Annotated in this window: 17 protein-coding genes; 14 read left to right on the top strand and 3 right to left on the bottom strand. The window is 60.1% G+C overall.

Annotated elements, in window-relative coordinates; translation table 11 throughout:
* Positions 1-62: 62 nt before the first annotated feature.
* From rsmA to ACZZ0Q_RS01220, 9 genes are all read left to right on the top strand, one after another.
* Positions 63-878 (top strand): 16S rRNA (adenine(1518)-N(6)/adenine(1519)-N(6))-dimethyltransferase RsmA, encoded by an 816-nt coding sequence (gene rsmA / locus ACZZ0Q_RS01260; RefSeq protein ID WP_463540361.1) that lies wholly within the window; start codon positions 63-65, stop codon positions 876-878.
* 37 nt (positions 879-915) lie between these two features.
* Positions 916-1,296 carry a Co2+/Mg2+ efflux protein ApaG gene (gene apaG, locus ACZZ0Q_RS01255; protein ID WP_463384084.1) on the top strand — a complete coding sequence of 127 codons (381 nt, stop codon included), beginning with the start codon at positions 916-918 and terminating at the stop codon, positions 1,294-1,296.
* Entirely contained in the window at positions 1,296-2,120 is an 825-nt protein-coding gene (locus ACZZ0Q_RS01250) for a symmetrical bis(5'-nucleosyl)-tetraphosphatase (protein ID WP_463540362.1), read from the top strand. The genes apaG and ACZZ0Q_RS01250 overlap by 1 nt, the downstream gene beginning before the upstream one ends.
* Positions 2,117-2,446, top strand: a complete 330-nt coding sequence (gene glpE / locus ACZZ0Q_RS01245; RefSeq protein ID WP_463384086.1) for a thiosulfate sulfurtransferase GlpE — start codon at positions 2,117-2,119, stop codon at positions 2,444-2,446. Before ACZZ0Q_RS01250 ends, glpE begins: the two co-directional genes overlap by 4 nt.
* A 280-nt stretch (positions 2,447-2,726) precedes the next feature.
* On the top strand, positions 2,727-4,649 hold the full coding sequence (locus tag ACZZ0Q_RS01240; RefSeq protein WP_122451616.1) for a PrkA family serine protein kinase: 1,923 nt from the start codon (positions 2,727-2,729) through the stop codon (positions 4,647-4,649).
* 134 nt (positions 4,650-4,783) lie between these two features.
* Positions 4,784-6,055: a YeaH/YhbH family protein gene (locus tag ACZZ0Q_RS01235; RefSeq protein WP_463540363.1), complete on the top strand. Its 1,272-nt coding sequence runs from the start codon at positions 4,784-4,786 to the stop codon at positions 6,053-6,055.
* 9 nt (positions 6,056-6,064) lie between these two features.
* Entirely contained in the window at positions 6,065-7,630 is a 1,566-nt protein-coding gene (locus ACZZ0Q_RS01230; RefSeq protein ID WP_463540364.1) for a SpoVR family protein, read from the top strand.
* Positions 7,631-7,706: 76 nt separating this feature from the next.
* Entirely contained in the window at positions 7,707-8,228 is a 522-nt protein-coding gene (locus tag ACZZ0Q_RS01225; RefSeq protein ID WP_463540365.1) for a DUF4136 domain-containing protein, read from the top strand.
* A 54-nt stretch (positions 8,229-8,282) separates the two neighbouring features.
* Entirely contained in the window at positions 8,283-9,521 is a 1,239-nt protein-coding gene (locus ACZZ0Q_RS01220) for a multifunctional CCA addition/repair protein (RefSeq protein ID WP_463540366.1), read from the top strand.
* Positions 9,522-9,568: 47 nt separating this feature from the next.
* On the opposite strand, the gene folK is transcribed toward ACZZ0Q_RS01220, so the two are convergent.
* Together folK and folB are read right to left on the bottom strand one after the other, a co-directional pair.
* Positions 9,569-10,084 carry a 2-amino-4-hydroxy-6-hydroxymethyldihydropteridine diphosphokinase gene (folK, locus tag ACZZ0Q_RS01215; RefSeq protein ID WP_463540367.1) on the bottom strand — a complete coding sequence of 172 codons (516 nt, stop codon included), beginning with the start codon at positions 10,082-10,084 and terminating at the stop codon, positions 9,569-9,571.
* A complete protein-coding gene (gene folB, locus ACZZ0Q_RS01210) occupies positions 10,075-10,431 on the bottom strand; it encodes a dihydroneopterin aldolase (RefSeq protein WP_463540368.1) in 357 nt (118 codons plus the stop codon). The genes folK and folB overlap by 10 nt, the downstream gene beginning before the upstream one ends.
* Positions 10,432-10,505: 74 nt before the next feature.
* Between folB and plsY the strand changes: the two genes are divergently transcribed.
* Positions 10,506-11,075: a glycerol-3-phosphate 1-O-acyltransferase PlsY gene (gene plsY, locus ACZZ0Q_RS01205; RefSeq protein WP_463540369.1), complete on the top strand. Its 570-nt coding sequence runs from the start codon at positions 10,506-10,508 to the stop codon at positions 11,073-11,075.
* Between the two features lie 3 nt (positions 11,076-11,078).
* Here plsY and tsaD read toward each other — a convergent pair whose 3' ends face one another.
* Positions 11,079-12,104 (bottom strand): tRNA (adenosine(37)-N6)-threonylcarbamoyltransferase complex transferase subunit TsaD, encoded by a 1,026-nt coding sequence (gene tsaD, locus ACZZ0Q_RS01200; RefSeq protein ID WP_463540370.1) that lies wholly within the window; start codon positions 12,102-12,104, stop codon positions 11,079-11,081.
* Positions 12,105-12,302: 198 nt separating this feature from the next.
* Between tsaD and rpsU the strand changes: the two genes are divergently transcribed.
* From rpsU to ACZZ0Q_RS01180, 4 genes are all read left to right on the top strand, one after another.
* The gene (gene rpsU / locus ACZZ0Q_RS01195; RefSeq protein ID WP_002551877.1) at positions 12,303-12,518 is read left to right on the top strand and encodes a 30S ribosomal protein S21; all 216 of its coding nucleotides are present in this window, start codon (positions 12,303-12,305) and stop codon (positions 12,516-12,518) included.
* Positions 12,519-12,836: 318 nt separating this feature from the next.
* Positions 12,837-14,843, top strand: coding sequence for a DNA primase (gene dnaG, locus ACZZ0Q_RS01190; protein WP_463560215.1), 2,007 nt, complete (start codon positions 12,837-12,839; stop codon positions 14,841-14,843).
* A gap of 67 nt (positions 14,844-14,910) precedes the next feature.
* Complete coding sequence (gene rpoD, locus ACZZ0Q_RS01185; RefSeq protein ID WP_463540371.1) at positions 14,911-16,761, top strand: RNA polymerase sigma factor RpoD; 1,851 nt, start codon at positions 14,911-14,913, stop codon at positions 16,759-16,761.
* 141 nt (positions 16,762-16,902) lie between these two features.
* Positions 16,903-20,637 (top strand): EAL domain-containing protein, encoded by a 3,735-nt coding sequence (locus tag ACZZ0Q_RS01180; protein ID WP_463540372.1) that lies wholly within the window; start codon positions 16,903-16,905, stop codon positions 20,635-20,637.
* Positions 20,638-20,647 lie beyond the last annotated feature (10 nt).

Here is a 20,647-nt window from a genome sequence, read left to right as displayed (position 1 = left end):
TTGCCGCGTCCTGCGCCTTAACTGGCAGACAGGTCGCCCGCCCCACTAGCAGCAGAGCCACTATGACTGAGCACTACCAACATCGCGCCCGTAAGCGCTTCGGCCAGAACTTTCTGCACGATGCCGGGGTTATTCACCGCATTCTGCGCGCCATTCATGCCCGCCCCGGTGAGCACCTGCTGGAAATCGGTCCGGGTCAGGGCGCGCTGACCGAAGGCCTGCTGTCCAGTGGCGGCACGTTGGACGTCGTAGAGTTGGACCTCGACTTGATCCCGATCCTCAAGAGCAAGTTCGAGAGCAACCCCAACTTCAGCCTGCACCAGGGCGACGCGTTGAAGTTTGACTTCACCAGCCTCAACCCGGCGCCCAACAGCCTGCGCGTGGTCGGCAACCTGCCGTACAACATTTCCACGCCGCTGATTTTTCACCTGCTCGACAACGCCAGCCTGATTCGCGATATGCACTTCATGCTGCAAAAGGAGGTGGTCGAGCGCCTGGCCGCGACGCCGGGCGGTGGCGATTGGGGCCGGCTGTCGATCATGGTGCAGTACCACTGCGACGTGGAGCACCTGTTCAACGTTGGTTCGGGCGCGTTCAACCCGGCGCCGAAAGTGGACTCGGCCATCGTCCGGCTGGTGCCCCACGCCACCTTGCCCCACCCGGCCAAAGATCACCGCTTGCTTGAGCGCGTGGTGCGCGAGGCGTTCAACCAGCGCCGCAAAACCCTGCGCAATACGCTTAAAGCCCTGCTCACTAGCGAGGCCATCGAAGCCGCGCAGGTTGACGGCAGCCTGCGCCCCGAGCAGCTCGACCTGGCCGCCTTCGTGCGCCTGGCCGACAAACTGCACGAGCAGACAATTGCTGCGCCCGCGCACTAAACTCGTTATTCAGCAGTTCGCTAACCGAGCCATTTGTATGTCCGATGCCCGTTATCAGATCGACGTCAATGTCGTGACCCGTTACCTCCCGGAGCAATCGCAGCCGGACCAGAACCGTTTTGCTTTCGCGTACACGGTGACCATCCGCAACAACGGCGAGCTACCCGCCAAGTTGCTTTCGCGTCACTGGCTGATCACCGACGGCGACGGCCGCGTGCAAGAAGTGCGCGGCCCCGGCGTGATCGGCCAGCAGCCGACCATTGAGGCCGGTGGCAGCCACACCTACAGCAGCGGCACGTTAATGGCCACGCGGGTGGGCAACATGCAGGGCAGCTATCAAATGCAGGCCGAAGACGGCAAGCGCTTCGACGCCATCATCGCGCCGTTCCGCCTGGCCGTGCCGGGGGCTCTGCACTGATGGCGGTGTACGCCGTTGGCGACCTGCAAGGTTGCCTGGATCCGCTGAAATGCCTGCTCGACCGGGTAGCCTTCGACGCTGCCACCGACCGCCTGTGGCTGGTGGGCGACTTGGTCAATCGTGGCCCGCAATCGCTGGAAACCTTGCGTTATCTCTACGCCATGCGTGCATCGCTGGTGTGCGTGCTGGGCAATCACGACCTGCACTTGCTGGCGGTGGCGAACAACATTGAGCGCATGAAAAAAGGCGACACCCTGAGCGAGATTCTCGAGGCGCCCGACCGCGCAGAATTGCTCGACTGGCTGCGCCAGCAAAAGCTCGTGCACTACGACGTCGACCGTGACATCGCCATGGTGCACGCCGGCATCCCGCCGCAGTGGACGCTCAAAAAAGCCCTGCGCTGCGCGGCTGAAGTGGAAGAGGCGTTGCGCGACGACACGCGTTTCCTGCCCTTTCTGGACGGCATGTACGGCAATGAGCCGGCACGTTGGGACAGCGACCTCAAGGGCGTCACGCGCCTGCGGGTAATCACCAACTACTTCACCCGCATGCGTTTCTGTAAAGCCGATGGCACCCTCGACCTGAAAAGCAAAGAGGGCGTTGGCAGCGCGCCGCCGGGCTTCCAGCCCTGGTTCAGCCATAAGCAACGGAAGACGGCCGGGCAGAAAATTATTTTCGGCCATTGGGCCGCACTCGAAGGACGCTGCAATGAACCGGGCGTTACCGCGCTGGACACCGGCTGTGTCTGGGGCAATGCCATGACCCTACTCAACGTCGACAGCGGCGAACGCCACAGCTGCGACTGCAAGGAGACCCCCGTATGAGCGAGTTCAAACGCATCCCCCCCGAACAGGCACAGGCACTGCGTGAAAGCGGCGCGGTGGTCGTGGATGTTCGCGATCCGCAAAGCTTTGCCATGGGCCACATCAGCGGCTCGCGCCATCTGGACAACCACTCGCTGCACGACTTCATCACGCAGGCCGACCTCGACGCCCCGTTGATCGTCTCCTGCTACCACGGCAACTCCAGCCAGAGTGCCGCCGCCTACCTGGTCAGCCAGGGCTTTTCCGAGGTCTACAGCCTCGACGGCGGCTTCGAACTGTGGCGCGCCACCTTCCCTGGCGAGACTGCCAGCGAGCCTGCGGAATAATTTTTTTCCGACCCGTCTAGCCCGCGCCCCGTCTGGCTTCTCGCCTTCCTGTAACAAAGACCGACACATCCTTATTGTTTGTCGGTCCTTGACCTCTTCAATTACGAACTATCCTTACCTCAGGCCATCCATACAGGGGAGAGCCGGCACACCGGCTTCCGGGGCTATCGGCAGCGACCTTTAGGTGTTCTGGGGGAATCTCATTTGCCGACTCGTCGGCAGATTGCCAGCACCCGCTCGACCGATCCCGCCCGGCTCGACCATCAAGCGAGGTGACGTCATGAGTATTTTCAGCCACTTCCAGCAACGCTTCGAAGCGACTCGCCAGGAGGAGTATTCCCTTCAGGAGTACCTCGACCTGTGCAAGCAGGACAAAAGCGCCTACGCCACAGCGGCCGAGCGCCTACTGATGGCCATAGGTGAGCCGGAACTGATCGACACCTCGCACAACTCCAGGCTGTCGCGAATCTTCTCCAACAAGGTGATACGTCGGTATCCCGCCTTTGAAGATTTTCACGGCATGGAAGAGTGCATCGACCAGATCGTGTCCTACTTCCGCCATGCCGCTCAGGGCCTGGAAGAGAAGAAACAAATCCTCTATCTCCTCGGTCCGGTTGGCGGCGGTAAGTCATCGCTGGCGGAAAAGCTCAAACAGCTGATGGAGAAGGTGCCCTTCTATGCCATCAAAGGCTCGCCGGTGTTCGAGTCGCCGCTGGGGCTGTTCAACCCGGCTGAAGACGGCACCATTCTCGAAGAAGACTTCGGTATTCCACGGCGCTACCTGAGCACCATCATGTCGCCGTGGGCCACCAAGCGCCTGGCCGAATTCGGCGGCGACATCAGCCAATTCCGCGTGGTGAAGCTCTACCCGTCGATCCTCAACCAGATCGCGGTGGCGAAAACCGAGCCGGGTGACGACAACAACCAGGACATTTCCGCCCTGGTCGGTAAGGTCGATATTCGCAAGCTAGAAGAATTCCCACAGAACGACGCCGACGCGTACAGCTACTCCGGGGCGCTGTGCCGCGCCAACCAGGGGATGATGGAATTCGTCGAAATGTTCAAGGCGCCGATCAAGGTCTTGCACCCATTGCTCACCGCCACGCAGGAAGGTAACTACAACAGTACCGAAGGCCTCGGCGCCATTCCGTTTATGGGCGTGTTGCTCGCTCACTCCAACGAATCGGAGTGGCACAGCTTCCGCAACAACAAGAACAACGAGGCGTTCATCGACCGGATCTACATCGTGAAGGTGCCGTACTGCCTGCGCGTCAGCGATGAGATCAAGATCTACGACAAGCTGCTGTTCAACAGCTCCCTCGCCAAAGCCCATTGCGCGCCCGACACGCTGAAAATGCTGGCGCAGTTCTCGGTGCTGTCGCGCCTGAAAGAGCCGGACAACTCTAATGTGTACTCGAAAATGCGCGTGTACGACGGCGAAAACCTCAAGGACACCGACCCCAAAGCTAAGTCGATTCAGGAATACCGCGACAGCGCTGGCGTGGACGAAGGCATGAACGGCCTCTCGACTCGCTTCGCCTTCAAGATTCTGTCCAAGGTATTCAACTTCGACCCGCACGAGATTGCCGCCAACCCGGTGCACCTGCTCTATGTGTTGGAGCAGCAGATCGAGCAGGAACAATTCCCGGCTGAGGTACGCGAACGCTACCTGCGCTACATCAAGGAATACCTGGCGCCGCGTTACATCGAGTTTATCGGCAAGGAAATTCAGACTGCCTACCTCGAGTCCTACAGCGAGTACGGCCAAAACATCTTCGATCGCTACGTGCTGTACGCCGATTTCTGGATTCAGGATCAGGAATACCGCGACCCGGAAACTGGCGAAATCCTCAACCGCGTGGCGCTCAACGAAGAGCTGGAAAAAATCGAGAAGCCGGCCGGCATCAGCAATCCAAAGGATTTCCGCAACGAGATCGTCAACTTCGTGCTGCGTGCCCGGGCCAACAACAACGGCAAAAACCCGACCTGGCTCAGCTACGAGAAGCTGCGCGTAGTGATCGAGAAGAAAATGTTTTCCAACACCGAAGACCTGCTGCCGGTCATCAGCTTCAACGCCAAGGCCAGCAAGGAGGACCAACAGAAACACAACGATTTTGTCTCGCGGATGGTCGAGCGCGGCTACACCGACAAGCAGGTACGCCTGCTGTCTGAATGGTACCTGCGGGTTCGTAAGTCGCAGTAACCTGCTACGTCGGCTTCGTCCGACGTCGTCGCCGCACGGTCTGTTCCAGCAGGCCATATGAGCCGCTTCGGGTCTGCTCGCTACGGTGCTCGCCGTGGCGAGCGCAGCAGGCCTGGGGGTTCTGAGGAGCGTCCATGAGCTATGTGATCGACCGCCGTTTAAACGGCAAGAACAAAAGCACGGTAAACCGCCAGCGTTTCCTGCGGCGTTACCGCGACCACATCAAAAAGGCCGTTGAAGAGGCAGTGAGCCGCCGTTCTATTACCGATATGGAGCACGGCGAGCAAATCAGCATTCCCGGCCGCGACATCGACGAACCGCTGCTTCATCACGGTCGCGGCGGCAAACAGACCCAAGTGCATCCCGGCAACAAAGAGTTCACCGCCGGTGAACGTATTCCCCGTCCGCAAGGCGGTGGAGGCGGCAAAGGTGCGGGCAAGGCGAGCAATTCTGGCGAAGGCATGGACGAGTTTGTCTTCCAGATTACCCAGGAAGAATTTCTCGACTTCATGTTCGAAGACCTGGAATTGCCGAACCTGGTGAAGCGTCAGCTCACCGGCACCGACACCTTCAAAACCGTGCGCGCCGGGGTCAGCAATGAAGGCAATCCGTCACGCATCAACATCGTGCGCACGTTGCGTTCCGCCCATGCCCGACGCATCGCGTTATCCGGCAGCAGCCGCGCCAAACTGCATGCAGCGATTGCCGAACTTGAGCGTCTGAAAGCCGACGAACCCGATAATTTCGCCGACATTCAAGCCAAGGAAGCGGAAATCGTCCTGCTGCGCGCGCGCATTAAAAAGGTGCCATTTCTCGACACCTTCGACCTGAAATACAACCTGCTGGTCAAGCAACCCAACCCCAGCTCAAAGGCGGTGATGTTCTGCTTGATGGACGTTTCCGGCTCCATGACTCAGGCGACCAAAGACATCGCCAAACGTTTTTTCATCCTGCTTTACCTGTTCCTCAAGCGGAACTACGAAAAGATCGAAGTGGTGTTTATCCGCCACCACACCAGCGCCCGCGAAGTGGACGAGGAAGAGTTTTTCTACTCCCGCGAAACCGGCGGCACCATCGTTTCCAGCGCCCTCAAGCTGATGCAGGAAGTGATGGAAGAGCGCTACCCCACCAGCGAGTGGAATATCTACGCCGCGCAGGCCTCGGACGGTGACAACTGGAACGACGACTCGCCCATCTGCCGCGACATTCTGATGAAGCAGATCATGCCGCTGGTGCAGTACTTCACCTATGTGGAAATTACCCCGCGCGAGCACCAGGCGTTGTGGTTTGAATACGAGCAGGTCGGCGAGGCGTTTGCCGACACCTTTGCTCAGCAACAACTGGTGTCTGCCGGCGACATTTACCCGGTGTTCCGCGAACTGTTTCAGCGCCGACTCGTTAGCTGAGGTATTGCCATGAGCGCTCGAGAGAAGAAAAGAGGCCAGCCCATTTCCACCGGTTCGGAATGGACCTTCGAGCTGATCCGCGCCTATGACAAAGAGATTGCGCGCATCGCCGAAGGCTATGCGCTGGACACTTACCCCAACCAGATCGAAGTGATCACCGCCGAGCAAATGATGGATGCCTACGCCTCGGTGGGCATGCCGCTGGGCTATCACCACTGGTCCTACGGCAAGCATTTTCTCAGTACCGAGAAATCCTACAGCCGTGGCCAGATGGGCCTCGCGTACGAGATCGTGATCAACTCCGACCCCTGCATCGCTTACCTGATGGAAGAAAACACCATCTGCATGCAGGCGCTCGTCGTGGCGCACGCCTGCTACGGCCACAACAGCTTTTTCAAAGGCAACTACCTGTTCCGCACCTGGACCGACGCCAGCTCGATCATCGATTACCTGGTGTTCGCCAAGCAGTACATCATGCAGTGCGAGGAGCGCTACGGCATCGACGCCGTGGAGGACCTGCTCGACTCGTGCCACGCCCTGATGAACTACGGCGTCGACCGCTACAAACGGCCATATCCGATTTCCGCCGAGGAAGAGCGCCAGCGTCAGAAAGAACGGGAAGAACACCTGCAGCGGCAAATCAACGACCTGTGGCGGACCATTCCTAAAGGCGCCGACAAGGGCAACGACAAAGACGCCGGCCGCTTTCCCGCCGAGCCGCAGGAAAACATCCTGTACTTCCTGGAAAAGCACGCGCCGTTGCTAGAGCCGTGGCAGCGGGAAGTGGTGCGCATCGTGCGCAAGATCGCTCAGTATTTTTACCCGCAGCGCCAAACTCAAGTCATGAACGAAGGCTGGGCAACGTTCTGGCACTACACGCTGATGAACGATCTGTACGACGAAGGCTTGGTCACCGACGGTTTCATGATGGAATTCCTGCAATCGCACACAAGCGTCATCTACCAGCCGCCGTTCGATAGCCCGTATTACAGCGGCATCAATCCGTACACGCTGGGCTTTGCGATGTACCGCGACATCCGCCGCATGTGCGAAGAACCCACTGAGGAAGACAAACGCTGGTTCCCGGAAATTGCCGGAAGCGACTGGTTGTCGACGGTGAAATTCGCCATGAAAAGCTTCAAAGACGAGAGCTTTATTCTCCAGTACCTGTCGCCCAAAGTGATTCGCGACCTGAAGCTCTTCAGCATCATGGACGACGACCAAAAAGACGAGTTGGTGGTGCCAGCGATCCACGACGAGCCGGGCTATCGCACCATTCGTGAAACCCTGGCGGCCCAATACAACCTCGGCAACCGCGAGCCGAATGTGCAGATCTACAGCATCAACCGCCGAGGCGACCGCTCGCTGACGCTGCGCCACCAGCAGCAAGACCGCAAACCGCTGGGCGAATCGACCGAAGAAGTGCTCAAGCACCTGCACCGTTTGTGGGGCTTCGACATTCACCTGGAAACCGTGCGCGGCGACCAAGTGGTGCAGACGCAACACGTGCCGCCACGGGGCGAGACAGAGAACAGCGAATACCCGCGACTGGACTTGGTAATTCCGCCCATTTGAGCCCCGTCCGTTCGACTGGTTGACCGACGGCGAGCTTGCGTTGAGCATATTGCATCCTTCGCGGAGCTCGCCGTTTATGCCTGTTAAGCCGTTTTTCCTGCGCGTTTTTTTCCTCAGCCTGCTGCTTGCCGGCTGCTCCAGCCCGTCGCCGCAAGTACTGGTAGTGCAAACCGCCACGCCGTCCTTGGGCCAGCGCCACACCTTTGAAATGCTGCCGCCCAGCACCAGCCCCGACGGCGAATTACCGCCCACCCGCGATTACGCCCAGGTGCGCGCGAATCTGCGCCAGGGGCTGCTAAATCGTGGCTATGTCGAGGCCAGGAAAGCGGAGGTGCGCGTCGCCTACACCCTGACGCTGAATGAAGCCCCGCTGGAATTTCGCGTCGATACGCCGCCCCCGAACGCCCTCGGTAGCTATTTGGCCGTGCACCGTTTTCAAGATGAATCCATCACCCTGCGATTGCGCGTTAGCGACCGGGCCGACAAAACCCTCTGGCAAGGTCTGATCACCACCAGCCTGAGCCCCTCGTGGCAGCGTGAGGAACTGCTGCGTGCCGCCGTGGTTGCCCTGATGCAACAAATCCCCGTCAGCCGCTGAGCCTGGCCATTGGCGGCGCAGCAGGTATCCTGTGGCGCTAACGGAGGGTTTTCCATGCAGATTTATAAGGTCGGCGGCGCGGTGCGTGATCGCCTGCTGGGCCGCGATGTCACCGATATCGATTGGCTGGTGGTTGGCGCGAGCGCAGAAGAGATGCTCGCCCAGGGCTATCGCCCCGTCGGCGAAGACTTCCCGGTCTTTCTTCATCCTCACACCCAAGAGGAATACGCCCTCGCCCGCACCGAGCGCAAAAGCGGGCGCGGCTATGGCGGCTTTACCTTTTACGCAAGCCCCGACGTCACCCTCGAAGACGACCTGACCCGCCGCGACCTGACCATCAACGCCATGGCCGAAGACGACGCCGGCAACGTGCTCGACCCTTATGGCGGCCAGCGAGACCTTGAAGCCCGCGTGCTGCGCCACGTGTCGCCGGCCTTTGCCGAAGACCCGCTGCGCGTGCTGCGTGTGGCCCGCTTCGCCGCCCGCTATGCGCCGCTGGGTTTTCATGTCGCCGACGAAACCATGACCTTGATGCGCAGCCTGAGTGAGTCCGGGGAATTGTCTGCGCTGACGCCTGAACGCAGCTGGAAGGAAATTTCCCGCGCACTGATGGAAGAACGGCCAGATGTGTTTGTTCAGGTGCTGTACGACTGCGGCGCGCTGCAAGCGATGCTGCCGGAATTACACGCATTGTTTGGCGTGCCGCAGCCTGAAGCGCATCACCCGGAAATCGACACCGGCGCCCATGTGCTGAGCGTGCTGCGCCAATGCGCTGAACACGCGCAGCCGCTTACCGTGCGCTGGGCGTGCCTGCTTCATGACCTGGGAAAGGGGCTGACCCCGGAAGAAGAATGGCCACGGCATATCGCCCATGAACACCGCGGTGTGAAGCTGATCAAGGCGGTGAACGAACGCTGCAAGGCCCCACGCGATTGTCAGGAACTGGCCGTGCTGGTGGGCGAATATCACACCCACGGCCATCGCGCGCTGGAGCTGAAGGCATCGACCTTATTGGAGCTGCTGCAGACATTCGACGTGTACCGTCGCCCGCAGCGCTTCGACGAGTTTATTGCTGCGTGCGAGATGGATGCCCGGGGGCGGTTGGGGCTGGAGCAGCGCGACTATCCACAAGCCGCTTACCTGCGCGCCGCCGCCGATGCAGCGCGCGCCGTGAAGGTTCAGCCGCTAGTGGAGCAGGGCTACACAGGCGCCGACCTGGGTGAGGCGCTCAAGCGCGAGCGCTTGAAGGCGCTGCAAGCCTACAAAGCCGCGCAAACCACCAAACGCCTGTAGGAGCGGGTTCAGCCGCGATGCTCTTCAGCTACCCGAGTGACGCGAATTTAAGACGCGTCCGGCGTTAGCTGCTCGCCACGCCATTCAAACGCCACCGGCGCCAGCACCTGCTCGATGTCAGCGTCCTGCCACAGCGCGGCGTAAGACCTCTGCACACCCGGATGCACCTGCTCAGGCACCAGCATCGCCAGCGGCCAGAGCACAAATGCGTTTTTCAGGATTTCTGCGCGGGGAAGAATCAAGCCGTCGAAATTGCCCACCAGATCGCCGTAGGTCAGCACGTCGATATCCAACGGCAAGCCTTTGCGATTCGGCGCATACCGGCCGTTATCCGCCTCGATGCATTTGAGCCGGCGATCCAACTCGTGTAGCGGCAGGTCGGTTTCGGCCAGCACCACAAGATTGAAAAACGGCCCGCTCTTGATCCCCACCGGCTGGCTTTCGAAGACCGGCGAGCAGCGCATGTTTTCAAGGAATTGAGCCAGGGCGTCGAGGCCAGCCGTCAGGTGCGATTGGCGCTCAACGTTGCTGCCCAGGCCCAGCAAAATGGGGGTTAGAGGCATCCGCGCTGAATCTCCACGCCGACGCCGCCAGTGGCTGCCGGCACGGCGCCCGGCTTGGTGAGTTTCAGACGTAAGCCGGGGATGTTGAACTCGCTCATCAGCGTTTCGGCGAGGCGCTCAGCGAAGGTTTCCACCAACTGAAACTGCGCCTGTGCGGCGAAGGATTGGATGCGCGTGGAGACCGATGCGTAGTCGAGCGCTTTAGTGAGGTCGTCACCGGCAGCGGCCGGGCGGTTGTCCCAGGCGAAACTCAGGTCCAGGCGCAGGCACTGGCGAATGTCGCGCTCCCAGTCATACGCACCGATCACGGTGTCGACTTCAAGACCTTCGATAAACACTCTGTCCAAGCACTCTGCTCCGCCGCACGACAAGGGCGCTGTGCCCCGCTAGAATCGGGGCTCACTCGCCCCGGATGGATACCATGTTCTGGTTGCTGGCGATCCTCGCCTACCTGCTCGGCTCGCTGTCCTTCGCCATCCTGCTCAGCCGCCTGGTCGGCGCTCCCGACCCTCGCGCTGCCGGCTCCGGCAACCCCGGCGCCACCAATATGCTGCGGGTGGCGGGTAAAAAACTGGCCATTCTGACCCTGCTAGGCGACGTGCTCAAAGGCCTGCTGCCCGTGCTCGTCGCCTATGCGCTGGGCCTTTCGATGCAACAACAAGCCTGGATCGGCCTCGCCGCCGTGGTCGGGCATCTGTACCCGGTGTACTTCAATTTCCGTGGCGGCAAGGGCGTGGCGACTGCCGCCGGCATGCTCCTGGGGCTTTATCCGCCGGCCGCCTTGCTGGCCGCTGCCGGGTGGGGCCTGACCTTCTGGCTAACCCGCACCAGCTCGCTGGCTTCCTTGATTGCCACACCGCTGATTCTGCCGTTACTTGCCTGGCAAAAACCGGCTGCGCTGCTGCCCATGTGCGTACTCACCGGTCTTATCGTGTGGCGCCATCGCAGCAATCTACGCGACCTGTTGGCCGGGCGCGAACGGCATTTCTAAGCGTTAAATCGCTGGCAATTGTTCCATCGGCCAACGCGCCTGCACCGAAATTTCCGGACCTTCGTGCTGGCCGGCCATCAGCCGCTGGCAACCGGCGTAGGCGATCATCGCGCCGTTGTCGGTGCAAAAAGCCGGGCGGGCGTAAAACACGTTGCCTTTGAGGTCACCGAGCATTTTTTCCAGCGACCGGCGCAGGGCCTGATTGGCGCTCACGCCGCCGGCGATCACCAAACGGTTCAAGCCGGTTTGCTTCAGGGCGCGCTTGCACTTGATGGTCAGAGTCTCGACCACGGCGGTCTGGAAGGCCAGAGCAATGTCGCTACGGGTTTGCTCGCCGTCGTCGCCAGCATTGCGGCATTGCAGCCACGTGTTCAGGGCGAAGGTTTTCAGGCCGCTGAAGCTGAAATCCAGACCAGGGCGATCAGTCATCGGGCGGGGAAACACGAAGCGCCCTTCCACACCGTTGAGTGCCAAACGAGCGATTTCAGGGCCACCGGGATAGCCGAGACCAATAAGTTTGGCGGTCTTGTCGAACGCTTCACCGGCCGCGTCGTCCAGCGACTCACCGAGCAGTTGGTACTGGCCGATGCCATCGACACGCACCAGCTGCGTATGGCCGCCGGAAACCAGCAGGGCTACAAATGGAAATTGCGGCGGTGTTTCTTCCAGCATAGGTGCCAACAGGTGGCCTTCCATGTGGTGTACGCCCAGCGCCGGAATGTCCCAGGCAAACGCCAGCGCCTGGGCGCAGGAAGCGCCGACCAGCAGCGCCCCGACGAGCCCGGGGCCAGCTGTGTAGGCGATGGCGTCGATGTCGTGCGTGGCGCAGCCGGATTGCTCCAGCACTTCGCGAATCAACGGCAGCATGCGCTTGACGTGATCGCGCGAAGCAAGCTCCGGCACCACGCCGCCGTAGGCTTTATGCAGATCGATTTGGCTGAACAAGGCATCGCCCAGCAAGCCGCGCTCGCTGTCGTACAAGGCAACGCCGGTTTCATCGCAAGAGGTTTCTAGTCCCAGCACGAGCATGGGTTTTCCCTTCAGACTGGGCAATTTCGAAGGCGCGCATGATAATCGCCGCCCTTAACGCCGCCTAGCGGTTTTCGATCAGAGGCTTTGCATTCCTGGCGATGAGGCGTTAACATCCGCAACCCTTAAAAACCGACGTCCTCCAGCTCAGTTTGCAACGAGTACGTCTACCCCGGTAATGAATGAAGGTAGCTCTGGATGCCAGCCGTCAAAGTTAAAGAGAATGAACCCTTCGACGTAGCTCTGCGTCGCTTCAAACGCTCCTGTGAAAAAGCCGGTGTTCTGGCTGAAGTTCGCAGCCGCGAGTTCTACGAGAAACCAACTTCTGAGCGCAAACGCAAAGCTGCAGCCGCAGTTAAGCGCCACGCCAAGAAAGTGCAGCGCGAACAGCGCCGCGCCGTTCGCCTGTACTAATACGCAGACTGACGCCGCCTGTTTTGCCACGCCCGGCCGCAAGCCGGGCTGCCGGCAAAATCGATAGCACAAACGCTTCAAACGCATTAGCGAAGTTATCCAGGTTGTTTAGGCAGCCGCGATAAGCCTCGCTTTTTCGCGTTTTGGCGGATCACATTTTCCGCCCGCCCCGCAATTAAAAGGCCTGTAGAGCCGATCGCCAACAATTGGCATGATTAGCCCCTCGCCGCTTCGTGCGCCGAGACGCGCTTTGCATCTATTTCCGAACACCTGAAATCCCGACAGTAATGCCGGCGATTCGACGACTTCGAGAGCGCCATGGCAGGGCTGATTCCCCAAAGCTTCATTGACGACTTGCTCAACCGCACCGACATCGTCGACGTGGTCAGCTCGCGCGTGCAATTGAAGAAAACCGGGAAAAATTTCAGCGCTTGCTGCCCCTTCCACAAAGAGAAGACGCCCTCGTTCAGCGTCAGCCCCGACAAGCAGTTCTACTACTGCTTCGGCTGTGGGGCCGGCGGCAACGCTCTTGGTTTTATCATGGACCACGACAATCTGGACTTCGTCCAGGCCGTGGAAGACCTGGCCAAAAGCGCCGGCATGGAAGTGGTTCGCGAAGAAGGCGGACGGAGTGGCAACCATAAACCGCGCCAGCCGACCGACTCGCCGCTGTACCCGCTACTGACAGCCGCCGCCGAGTATTACCGCCAGGCGTTGAAAAGCCATCCAACCCGCAAAGCCGCTGTCGACTACCTGAAAGGACGCGGTCTTTCCGGCGAAATTGCCCGCGACTTTGGCCTCGGTTTCGCCCCGCCCGGTTGGGACAATTTGCTCAAGCACTTGGCCACCGACACGCTGCAACAGAAAGCGATGATCGAAGCCGGCCTGCTGATCGAAAATGCCGACAGCGGCAAACGCTACGACCGCTTTCGAGACCGGGTGATATTTCCCATCCGCGACAGCCGTGGCCGTGTTATCGCATTTGGTGGCCGCGTACTGGGCGACGACAAACCCAAGTATTTGAACTCGCCGGAAACCCCGGTTTTTCATAAAGGCCAGGAGCTGTACGGCCTGTATGAGGCGCGCAAAAGCAATCGCGACCTGGATGAAATCATGGTCGTCGAGGGCTACATGGACGTTATCGCCTTAGCCCAGCAAGGCTTGCGCAACGCCGTCGCCACGCTTGGCACGGCCACCAGCGAAGAACACCTCAAGCGCCTGTTCCGCATCGTGCCCAGCGTGCTGTTTTGCTTCGACGGCGACCAAGCTGGCCGCAGCGCGGCCTGGCGTGCCCTTGAAGCCACGCTGCCCAGCCTGCAAGACGGCCGCCGCGCGCGCTTCCTGTTTCTGCCCGAAGGCGAAGACCCCGACACGTTGGTGCGCGCCGAAGGCACCGACGCGTTCCGCGCGCGAATCAACCAACAGGCGCAGCCACTGGCCGACTATTTTTTCCAGCAATTGACGCAAGAAGCCGACCCGCGCTCGCTGGAAGGCAAGGCGCACTTGGCGACCTTAGCCGCACCGCTCATCGACAAGATTCCCGGCGCCAATCTGAAAACTTTGATGCGCCAGCGGCTGACCGAAATTACCGGTTTGAGCATCCAGCAGTTAAATCCTGCGCCGCACAATCCGGTCAGCGCGCCGCCAGCGCCTTCGAGCTCACATCCGCATTACGAGATGGACGAAGCGCCGCATTACGACCCCAGCGCCTATTTCGATGCCCCAACGGATTACGGCCAGGAGCAATACACGCCGCAGCCCGAGCAAGCCTGGCAGCCCAAAACGAGTTTCAAAGGGAAAGGCCAAGGCGGCAAGAAATGGGAAAAAAACTGGAGCAAAAAAGGAGATCGCGATCGCGACGACTTTCCCCGCGGGCCACGCGTTGCGGCGCCCGTAGAGTCGCCCACGCTCACCGCATTGCGCACGCTACTGCATCATCCTCAGCTGGCCGAGAAGGTAGAAGAAGCCAGCCACTTCGCCGCCGAAAACGACACGTACGCGCAATTGCTCGTCGCACTGCTTGGCGCGATGCAGAAAAATCCGAAATTGCGCTCGCTGCAGCTGATTGCACGGTGGCATGGAACTGAGCAGGGACGTTTATTGAAGGCGTTGGCGGAAAAGGAATGGCTGATTGACGCTGACAACCTTGAACAACAGTTTTTCGACACTATAACTAGTCTGGCTGCACGCCAACGTGAGCGCAGCCTGGAACATTTACTGCGCAAAGCTCGTCAAAGTGAGCTCAGCGCAGAGGAAAAAGAGCAACTTCGCGGCCTCCTTAGTCGCACTGCAACTCCCGTCACCCCGACCTCAACTGGCGCGTGAGGTCTCAGCTCTGGTATAATCCTCGGCTTGTTTTTTGCCCGCCAAGACCTTCAGTGGATAGGGTGTTATGTCCGGAAAAGCGCAACAACAGTCCCGCCTTAAAGAGTTGATCAGCCGTGGTCGTGAGCAGGGTTACCTGACTTACGCAGAGGTCAACGACCACCTGCCGGAGGATATTTCAGATCCGGAACAGGTGGAAGACATCATCCGCATGATCAATGACATGGGGATCAACGTATTCGAGAGTGCTCCGGATGCGGACGCTCTGCTATTGGCTGAAGCCGATACCGACGAAGCGGCCGCCGAAGAAGCAGCCGCTGCTTTGGCTGCGGTAGAAACCGATATTGGCCGTACCACCGACCCGGTGCGCATGTATATGCGCGAAATGGGTACGGTCGAATTGCTGACCCGCGAAGGCGAGATCGAAATCGCTAAACGCATCGAGGAAGGCATTCGTGAAGTCATGGGCGCTATCGCCCATTTCCCAGGCACTGTCGACAGCATTCTTTCCGAATACACCCGCGTCACAACCGAGGGCGGCCGTCTGGCCGAAGTCCTCAGCGGCTACATCGACCCGGATGACGGCATTGCCGCGCCGGCCGAAGTGCCCGTCCCGGTTATCAAAGACGGCGCAGCTGCCGCCGAGCCTGAAACCGAAGACGAAGAAGCCGACGGTGACACCGAAGACGAAGAAGAAGGTGATGGCGGCCCGGATCCAGAAGTTGCACGCGTGCGCTTCGGGGCCGTAGCCGACCAACTGGAAAAAGCTAAAAAGGTGCTGAAAAAGCACGGCCGCGACAGCAAGCAAGGCATGGCCGAACTCGCTGAACTGGCCAGTCTTTTCATGCCGATCAAGCTGGTTCCGAAGCAATTCGATGCGCTGGTTACTCGTGTGCGTGACGCCCTTGAGCGTCTGCGTGCACAAGAACGCGCCATCATGCAGCTGTGTGTGCGTGATGCCCGTATGCCGCGTGCCGACTTCCTGCGTCAGTTCCCGAGCCACGAAATCGACGAAAGCTGGGCTGAGCAGCTGTCCAAAGGCAAAAGCAAATACGCTGAAGCCATTGGCCGCCTGCAAGCCGACATCCTGCGTTGCCAGCAAAAACTGGTTGCCCTGGAAGCTGAAACCGGTTTGAAACTCGCTGAAATCAAAGACATCAACCGTCGCATGTCGATCGGTGAGGCGAAAGCCCGCCGCGCGAAGAAAGAGATGGTTGAAGCGAACTTGCGCTTGGTGATTTCGATCGCCAAGAAGTACACCAACCGCGGTCTGCAATTCCTCGACTTGATCCAGGAAGGCAACATCGGCTTGATGAAAGCGGTGGACAAGTTCGAATACCGTCGCGGCTACAAGTTCTCGACTTATGCCACCTGGTGGATCCGTCAGGCGATCACTCGCTCGATCGCCGACCAGGCCCGCACCATCCGTATTCCGGTGCACATGATCGAGACCATCAACAAGCTCAACCGCATCTCGCGTCAGATGCTTCAGGAAATGGGCCGCGAGCCTACTCCCGAAGAACTGGGCGAGCGCATGGAAATGCCTGAGGACAAAATCCGCAAGGTATTGAAGATCGCGAAAGAGCCGATCTCCATGGAAACACCGATTGGCGATGATGAAGACTCCCATCTGGGTGACTTCATCGAAGACTCCACTATGCAGTCGCCCATCGATGTCGCCACGGTAGAAAGCCTCAAAGAAGCGACCCGCGAAGTACTGGCCGGCCTCACTGCTCGTGAAGCCAAAGTACTGCGCATGCGCTTCGGCATCGACATGAATACCGACCACACCCTCGAAGAGGTTGGTAAACAGTTCGATGTAACCCGCGAGCGGATTCGGCAGATCGAAGCCAAGGCGCTGCGCAAGCTGCGTCATCCAACGCGTAGCGAGCACCTGCGCTCCTTCCTCGACGAGTAATTCGTTACCCAACGAAAGCCCGTTACTGAAGCGCAAACAAAATCCCCGGCCTGGTCCGGGGGTTTTGCTTTTTGGATGCTGGCAACCCGCCACACGGCTACACTCGGCACATCAATCCCCACGCTGTTTTGAGGCCGGGTCATGCCGCGACTGTTTGCCACTCTTCTGCTGTGTTTGGCCTATTGGTGCGCCCCCGCCCAGGCATTCACCCTGACCTCAGAGGAGCAGGCCTGGCTTGAGGCCCACCCAACCTTGCGCATGGGCGTCGACGCCACCTGGCCACCCTTCGAATACCGCGACGAGCAAGGCCGATATCAGGGACTGGCCGCAGACTACATTGCCCTGATTGAAAAACGCCTAAACGTAAAAATGGAGACGTTCGAGCCCAGCACCTGGAGCGAAGTACTCGACCAGGCCCGGGCTGGCACCATCAATCTCTTACCCGGCGCCATGTCCACACCCGAGCGCCAGAGCTACCTGAGCTTCACCCGCCCCTATCTCGACTTCCCCATCGTGATCCTCGCCCGCAACGGCGGTGCCCAACCTCACGAACTCAAGGACCTGTACGGCCTGAAAATCGCGGTCGTGGAAAACTACGCGCCGCACGAAATTCTGCGAAGCCAGCACCCGGATCTGAACTTGCTGCCCGTCGCTAACGTCGCCGCGGCGCTGCAAGCCGTGGGCACGGGCCAAGCTGACGCGCTGGTGGGCGACCTCGCCTCCAGCGTCTGGGGCTTGCGCCAGCTCAAACTCGAAGGCATCGCCATCACCGGCGAAACGCCCTACCGCTACCAACTGTCGATGGCCGCCCCGAAAGACCAGGCGATTTTGGTGAACATCCTCGACAAACTGTTCGCCGACATGAGCAGCAGCGAAGTCGAAGCCATGCAGGAACACTGGCTTGGCGGCGTGCTGGACCAACGCAGCGTTTGGCGAAAAACCCTGATGGTTGCCGTACCAAGCCTACTGGCGCTGCTGCTGATTCTGATTGTTGTCGTCGCGGTAAACCGACGCCTGAGCAGTGAAATCAACCGGCGCGGCGCACTTGAGCTGGCGCTGCGTAACAGCGAACAACACTACCGCAGCCTGGTGGAGTGCCTGTCGGCGGTCACATGGGAAGCCAGCCGCGAAGACTTCAGCTACTCCTACGTCTCGCCCCATGCCGAAAAACTGTTTGGCTACCCCTTGAGCGACTGGCAAAACCCCGACTTCTGGGCCAACGCGCTGCATCCACAAGACCGCGAACGCACCCTCGCCTACTGCCGCCAAGAGACCGACGCTGGCCGCGACCACACCGTCGACTACCGCATGTACGCCGCTGACGGCCGCCTGGTGTGGATTCACGACATCGTCACCCTCATCGAACACCGAGGCGCCACCGTGCTGCGTGGCGTGATGATTGAAGTCACCGAAACCAAACAAATCGAGCAAGCCCTGCGCTTGTCCGAACAGAAATTTGCTTCCGTTTTTCAACAATGCCCAGATGTGCTGATCATTGCCCGCCGCGACGACGGGCGCCTGCTGGAAGTGAATCCTTCTTTCGAACTGCACACTGGCATTCCCGCCGCCGAGGCCATCGGCAAAAACGGTACAGAACTCAACCTGTGGGGCATCGAGGACGCCGGTCCGGCCGTTTTGCAACGACTGCAACACGACAGCCTGCGCAACCTGGAAATGCTATTCCGCCGACAGAACGGCGAACTCTTCACCGGGCTTATTTCCGCGCAACATTTCCAACTTGCCGACACGCCAGCGCTGGTAATCGTGGTGCGCGACATCAGCCAAGTGAAGAAAACCCAGGAAGAGCTGCAATCCTCCGAAGAGAAATTCGCCAAAGCCTTTCACGCTTCACCCGACGGTTTGTTGCTCACGCGCATGCGCGACGGCCTGATCTTGGAGGTAAACGAAGGCTTTTCGAGCCTGACCGGCTACAGCAGCAGCGACGCCACCAACCAGTCCACGCTCGACCTAGGCTTATGGCACAACCCGCTCGACCGCAGCACCGTGATGGAACAGCTGAAAGATATCGGCACCGTGCGCGACTACACCGCCGCTATCCGAGGCAAGAACGACGAGCTTCGCTTGTGCGAAATTTCCATGCAGAGCATGCAAATCAAAGGCGAGCACTGCGTACTGACCATCGCTCGCGACGTCACCGAACGCACCCGCACCCAAGAAAAACTCCAGCTCGCCGCCACCGTTTTTGAGAGCACGGCTGAAGGCGTACTTATCACCGATACCCAGCAGCGCATCACGGCCGTGAACCGCGCCTTCACCGAAATCACCGGCTACAGCGAAGCAGAAGCGCTGGGCCGCTCGCCCCAACTGCTCGCCTCCGGTCAACACGACAGCGCCTTTTATGCCGCCATGTGGCACCAGCTCGATGCGGCCGGCCACTGGCAAGGCGAAATCTGCAACAAGCGCAAAAACGGTGAGTTGTACCCGCAATGGCTGACCATCAGCGCGGTGCGCAACGACGACGGACTGATCACCCACTTCGTCGCCGTATTCGCCGACATCACCTCGCTCAAACACGCCCAAGACAAACTCGACCACCAAGCCCACCACGACTCTTTGACCGGCCTGCCCAACCGCCTGCTCTTCGAAAACCGCTTGCACGCCATGCTCGCAGATGCGCAAACCACACCGTGCCTGGGCGCCGTGCTGTTCCTCGACCTGGACCGCTTCAAACACATCAACGACAGCCTCGGCCACCCCGTCGGCGACCTTCTGCTGCAAGCCACCGCCCAACGCCTACGCAGCCAACTGCGCGACATCGACACCGTGGCGCGCCTGGGCGGCGACGAATTCATCATCCTGCTGCCCGGCCTGCATGAAGCGGCCGATGCCGAGCGTGTAGCGGCGAAATTACTCACGTGTCTGAGCGCACCGTTCCAGGCGGACGGTCACGAATTCTTCATTACCGCCAGCATCGGCGCGAGCCTGTTTCCCCAAGACGGCAGCGACGTCGCCACCCTGATCAAAAACGCCGACGCCGCCATGTACCGCTCCAAAGCCAAAGGCCGCAACCGCGCAGAGCTCTACACCAGCGACCTGACCCAGCAAGCCACCGCCCGCATCGCCTTGGAAAATGAACTGCGCCGCGCCATCGAACGCAACGAATTGAGCCTGCACTACCAACCCAAACAATCGCTCGCCGATCGCCAGATCGTCGGTGCAGAAGCGCTGTTGCGCTGGCACAGCCCAGTGTTCGGCAACGTGTCGCCGGAACGCTTCATCTCGCTCGCCGAAGACAACGGCCTGATCCTGCCCATCGGCGACTGGGTGCTGGCCCAAGCCTGCCAACAAATGGGCGAATGGCAGCGCCACCACCTGCCGTTCGGCCCGATGTCCGTCAACCTCGCCGGCGCCCAACTGCGCCAACCGCGCCTCGTGAAGCGCATCGCCGACCTGCTCGCCGAACACCAATTGCAGCCCCACATGCTGCAACTGGAAATCACCGAAAACTTCATCATGAACCAGACAGACGAGGCGCTGACCATCCTCCACGACCTCAAACGCCTAGGCGTCTTGATCGCCATCGACGACTTCGGCACCGGCTATTCGTCCCTCAGCTACCTGAAACGCCTGCCGCTCGACACCTTGAAAATCGACCAATCCTTCGTCCGCGGCCTGCCCGACGACCCTCATGACGCTGCCATCACCCGCGCCATCATCGCCCTGGGCCGCAGCATGCAACTCACCCTGGTAGCCGAAGGCGTAGAAACGCCCGCACAAGAGCGCTTCCTCATCGAAGAAGGCTGCGAACAGATCCAAGGCTTCCTCCTCAGCCGCCCGGTAACCCCTGACAAGTTCGCAAGTACTTTCCTAAGCCCGCGCCACGCAATTGGCACACAGCAAACCGCACCGGTATAATCCGCCGCAC

This window comes from Pseudomonas sp. AC070 (assembly GCF_979258635.1).
This window is presented reverse-complemented; position numbering and strand designations above follow the sequence as displayed.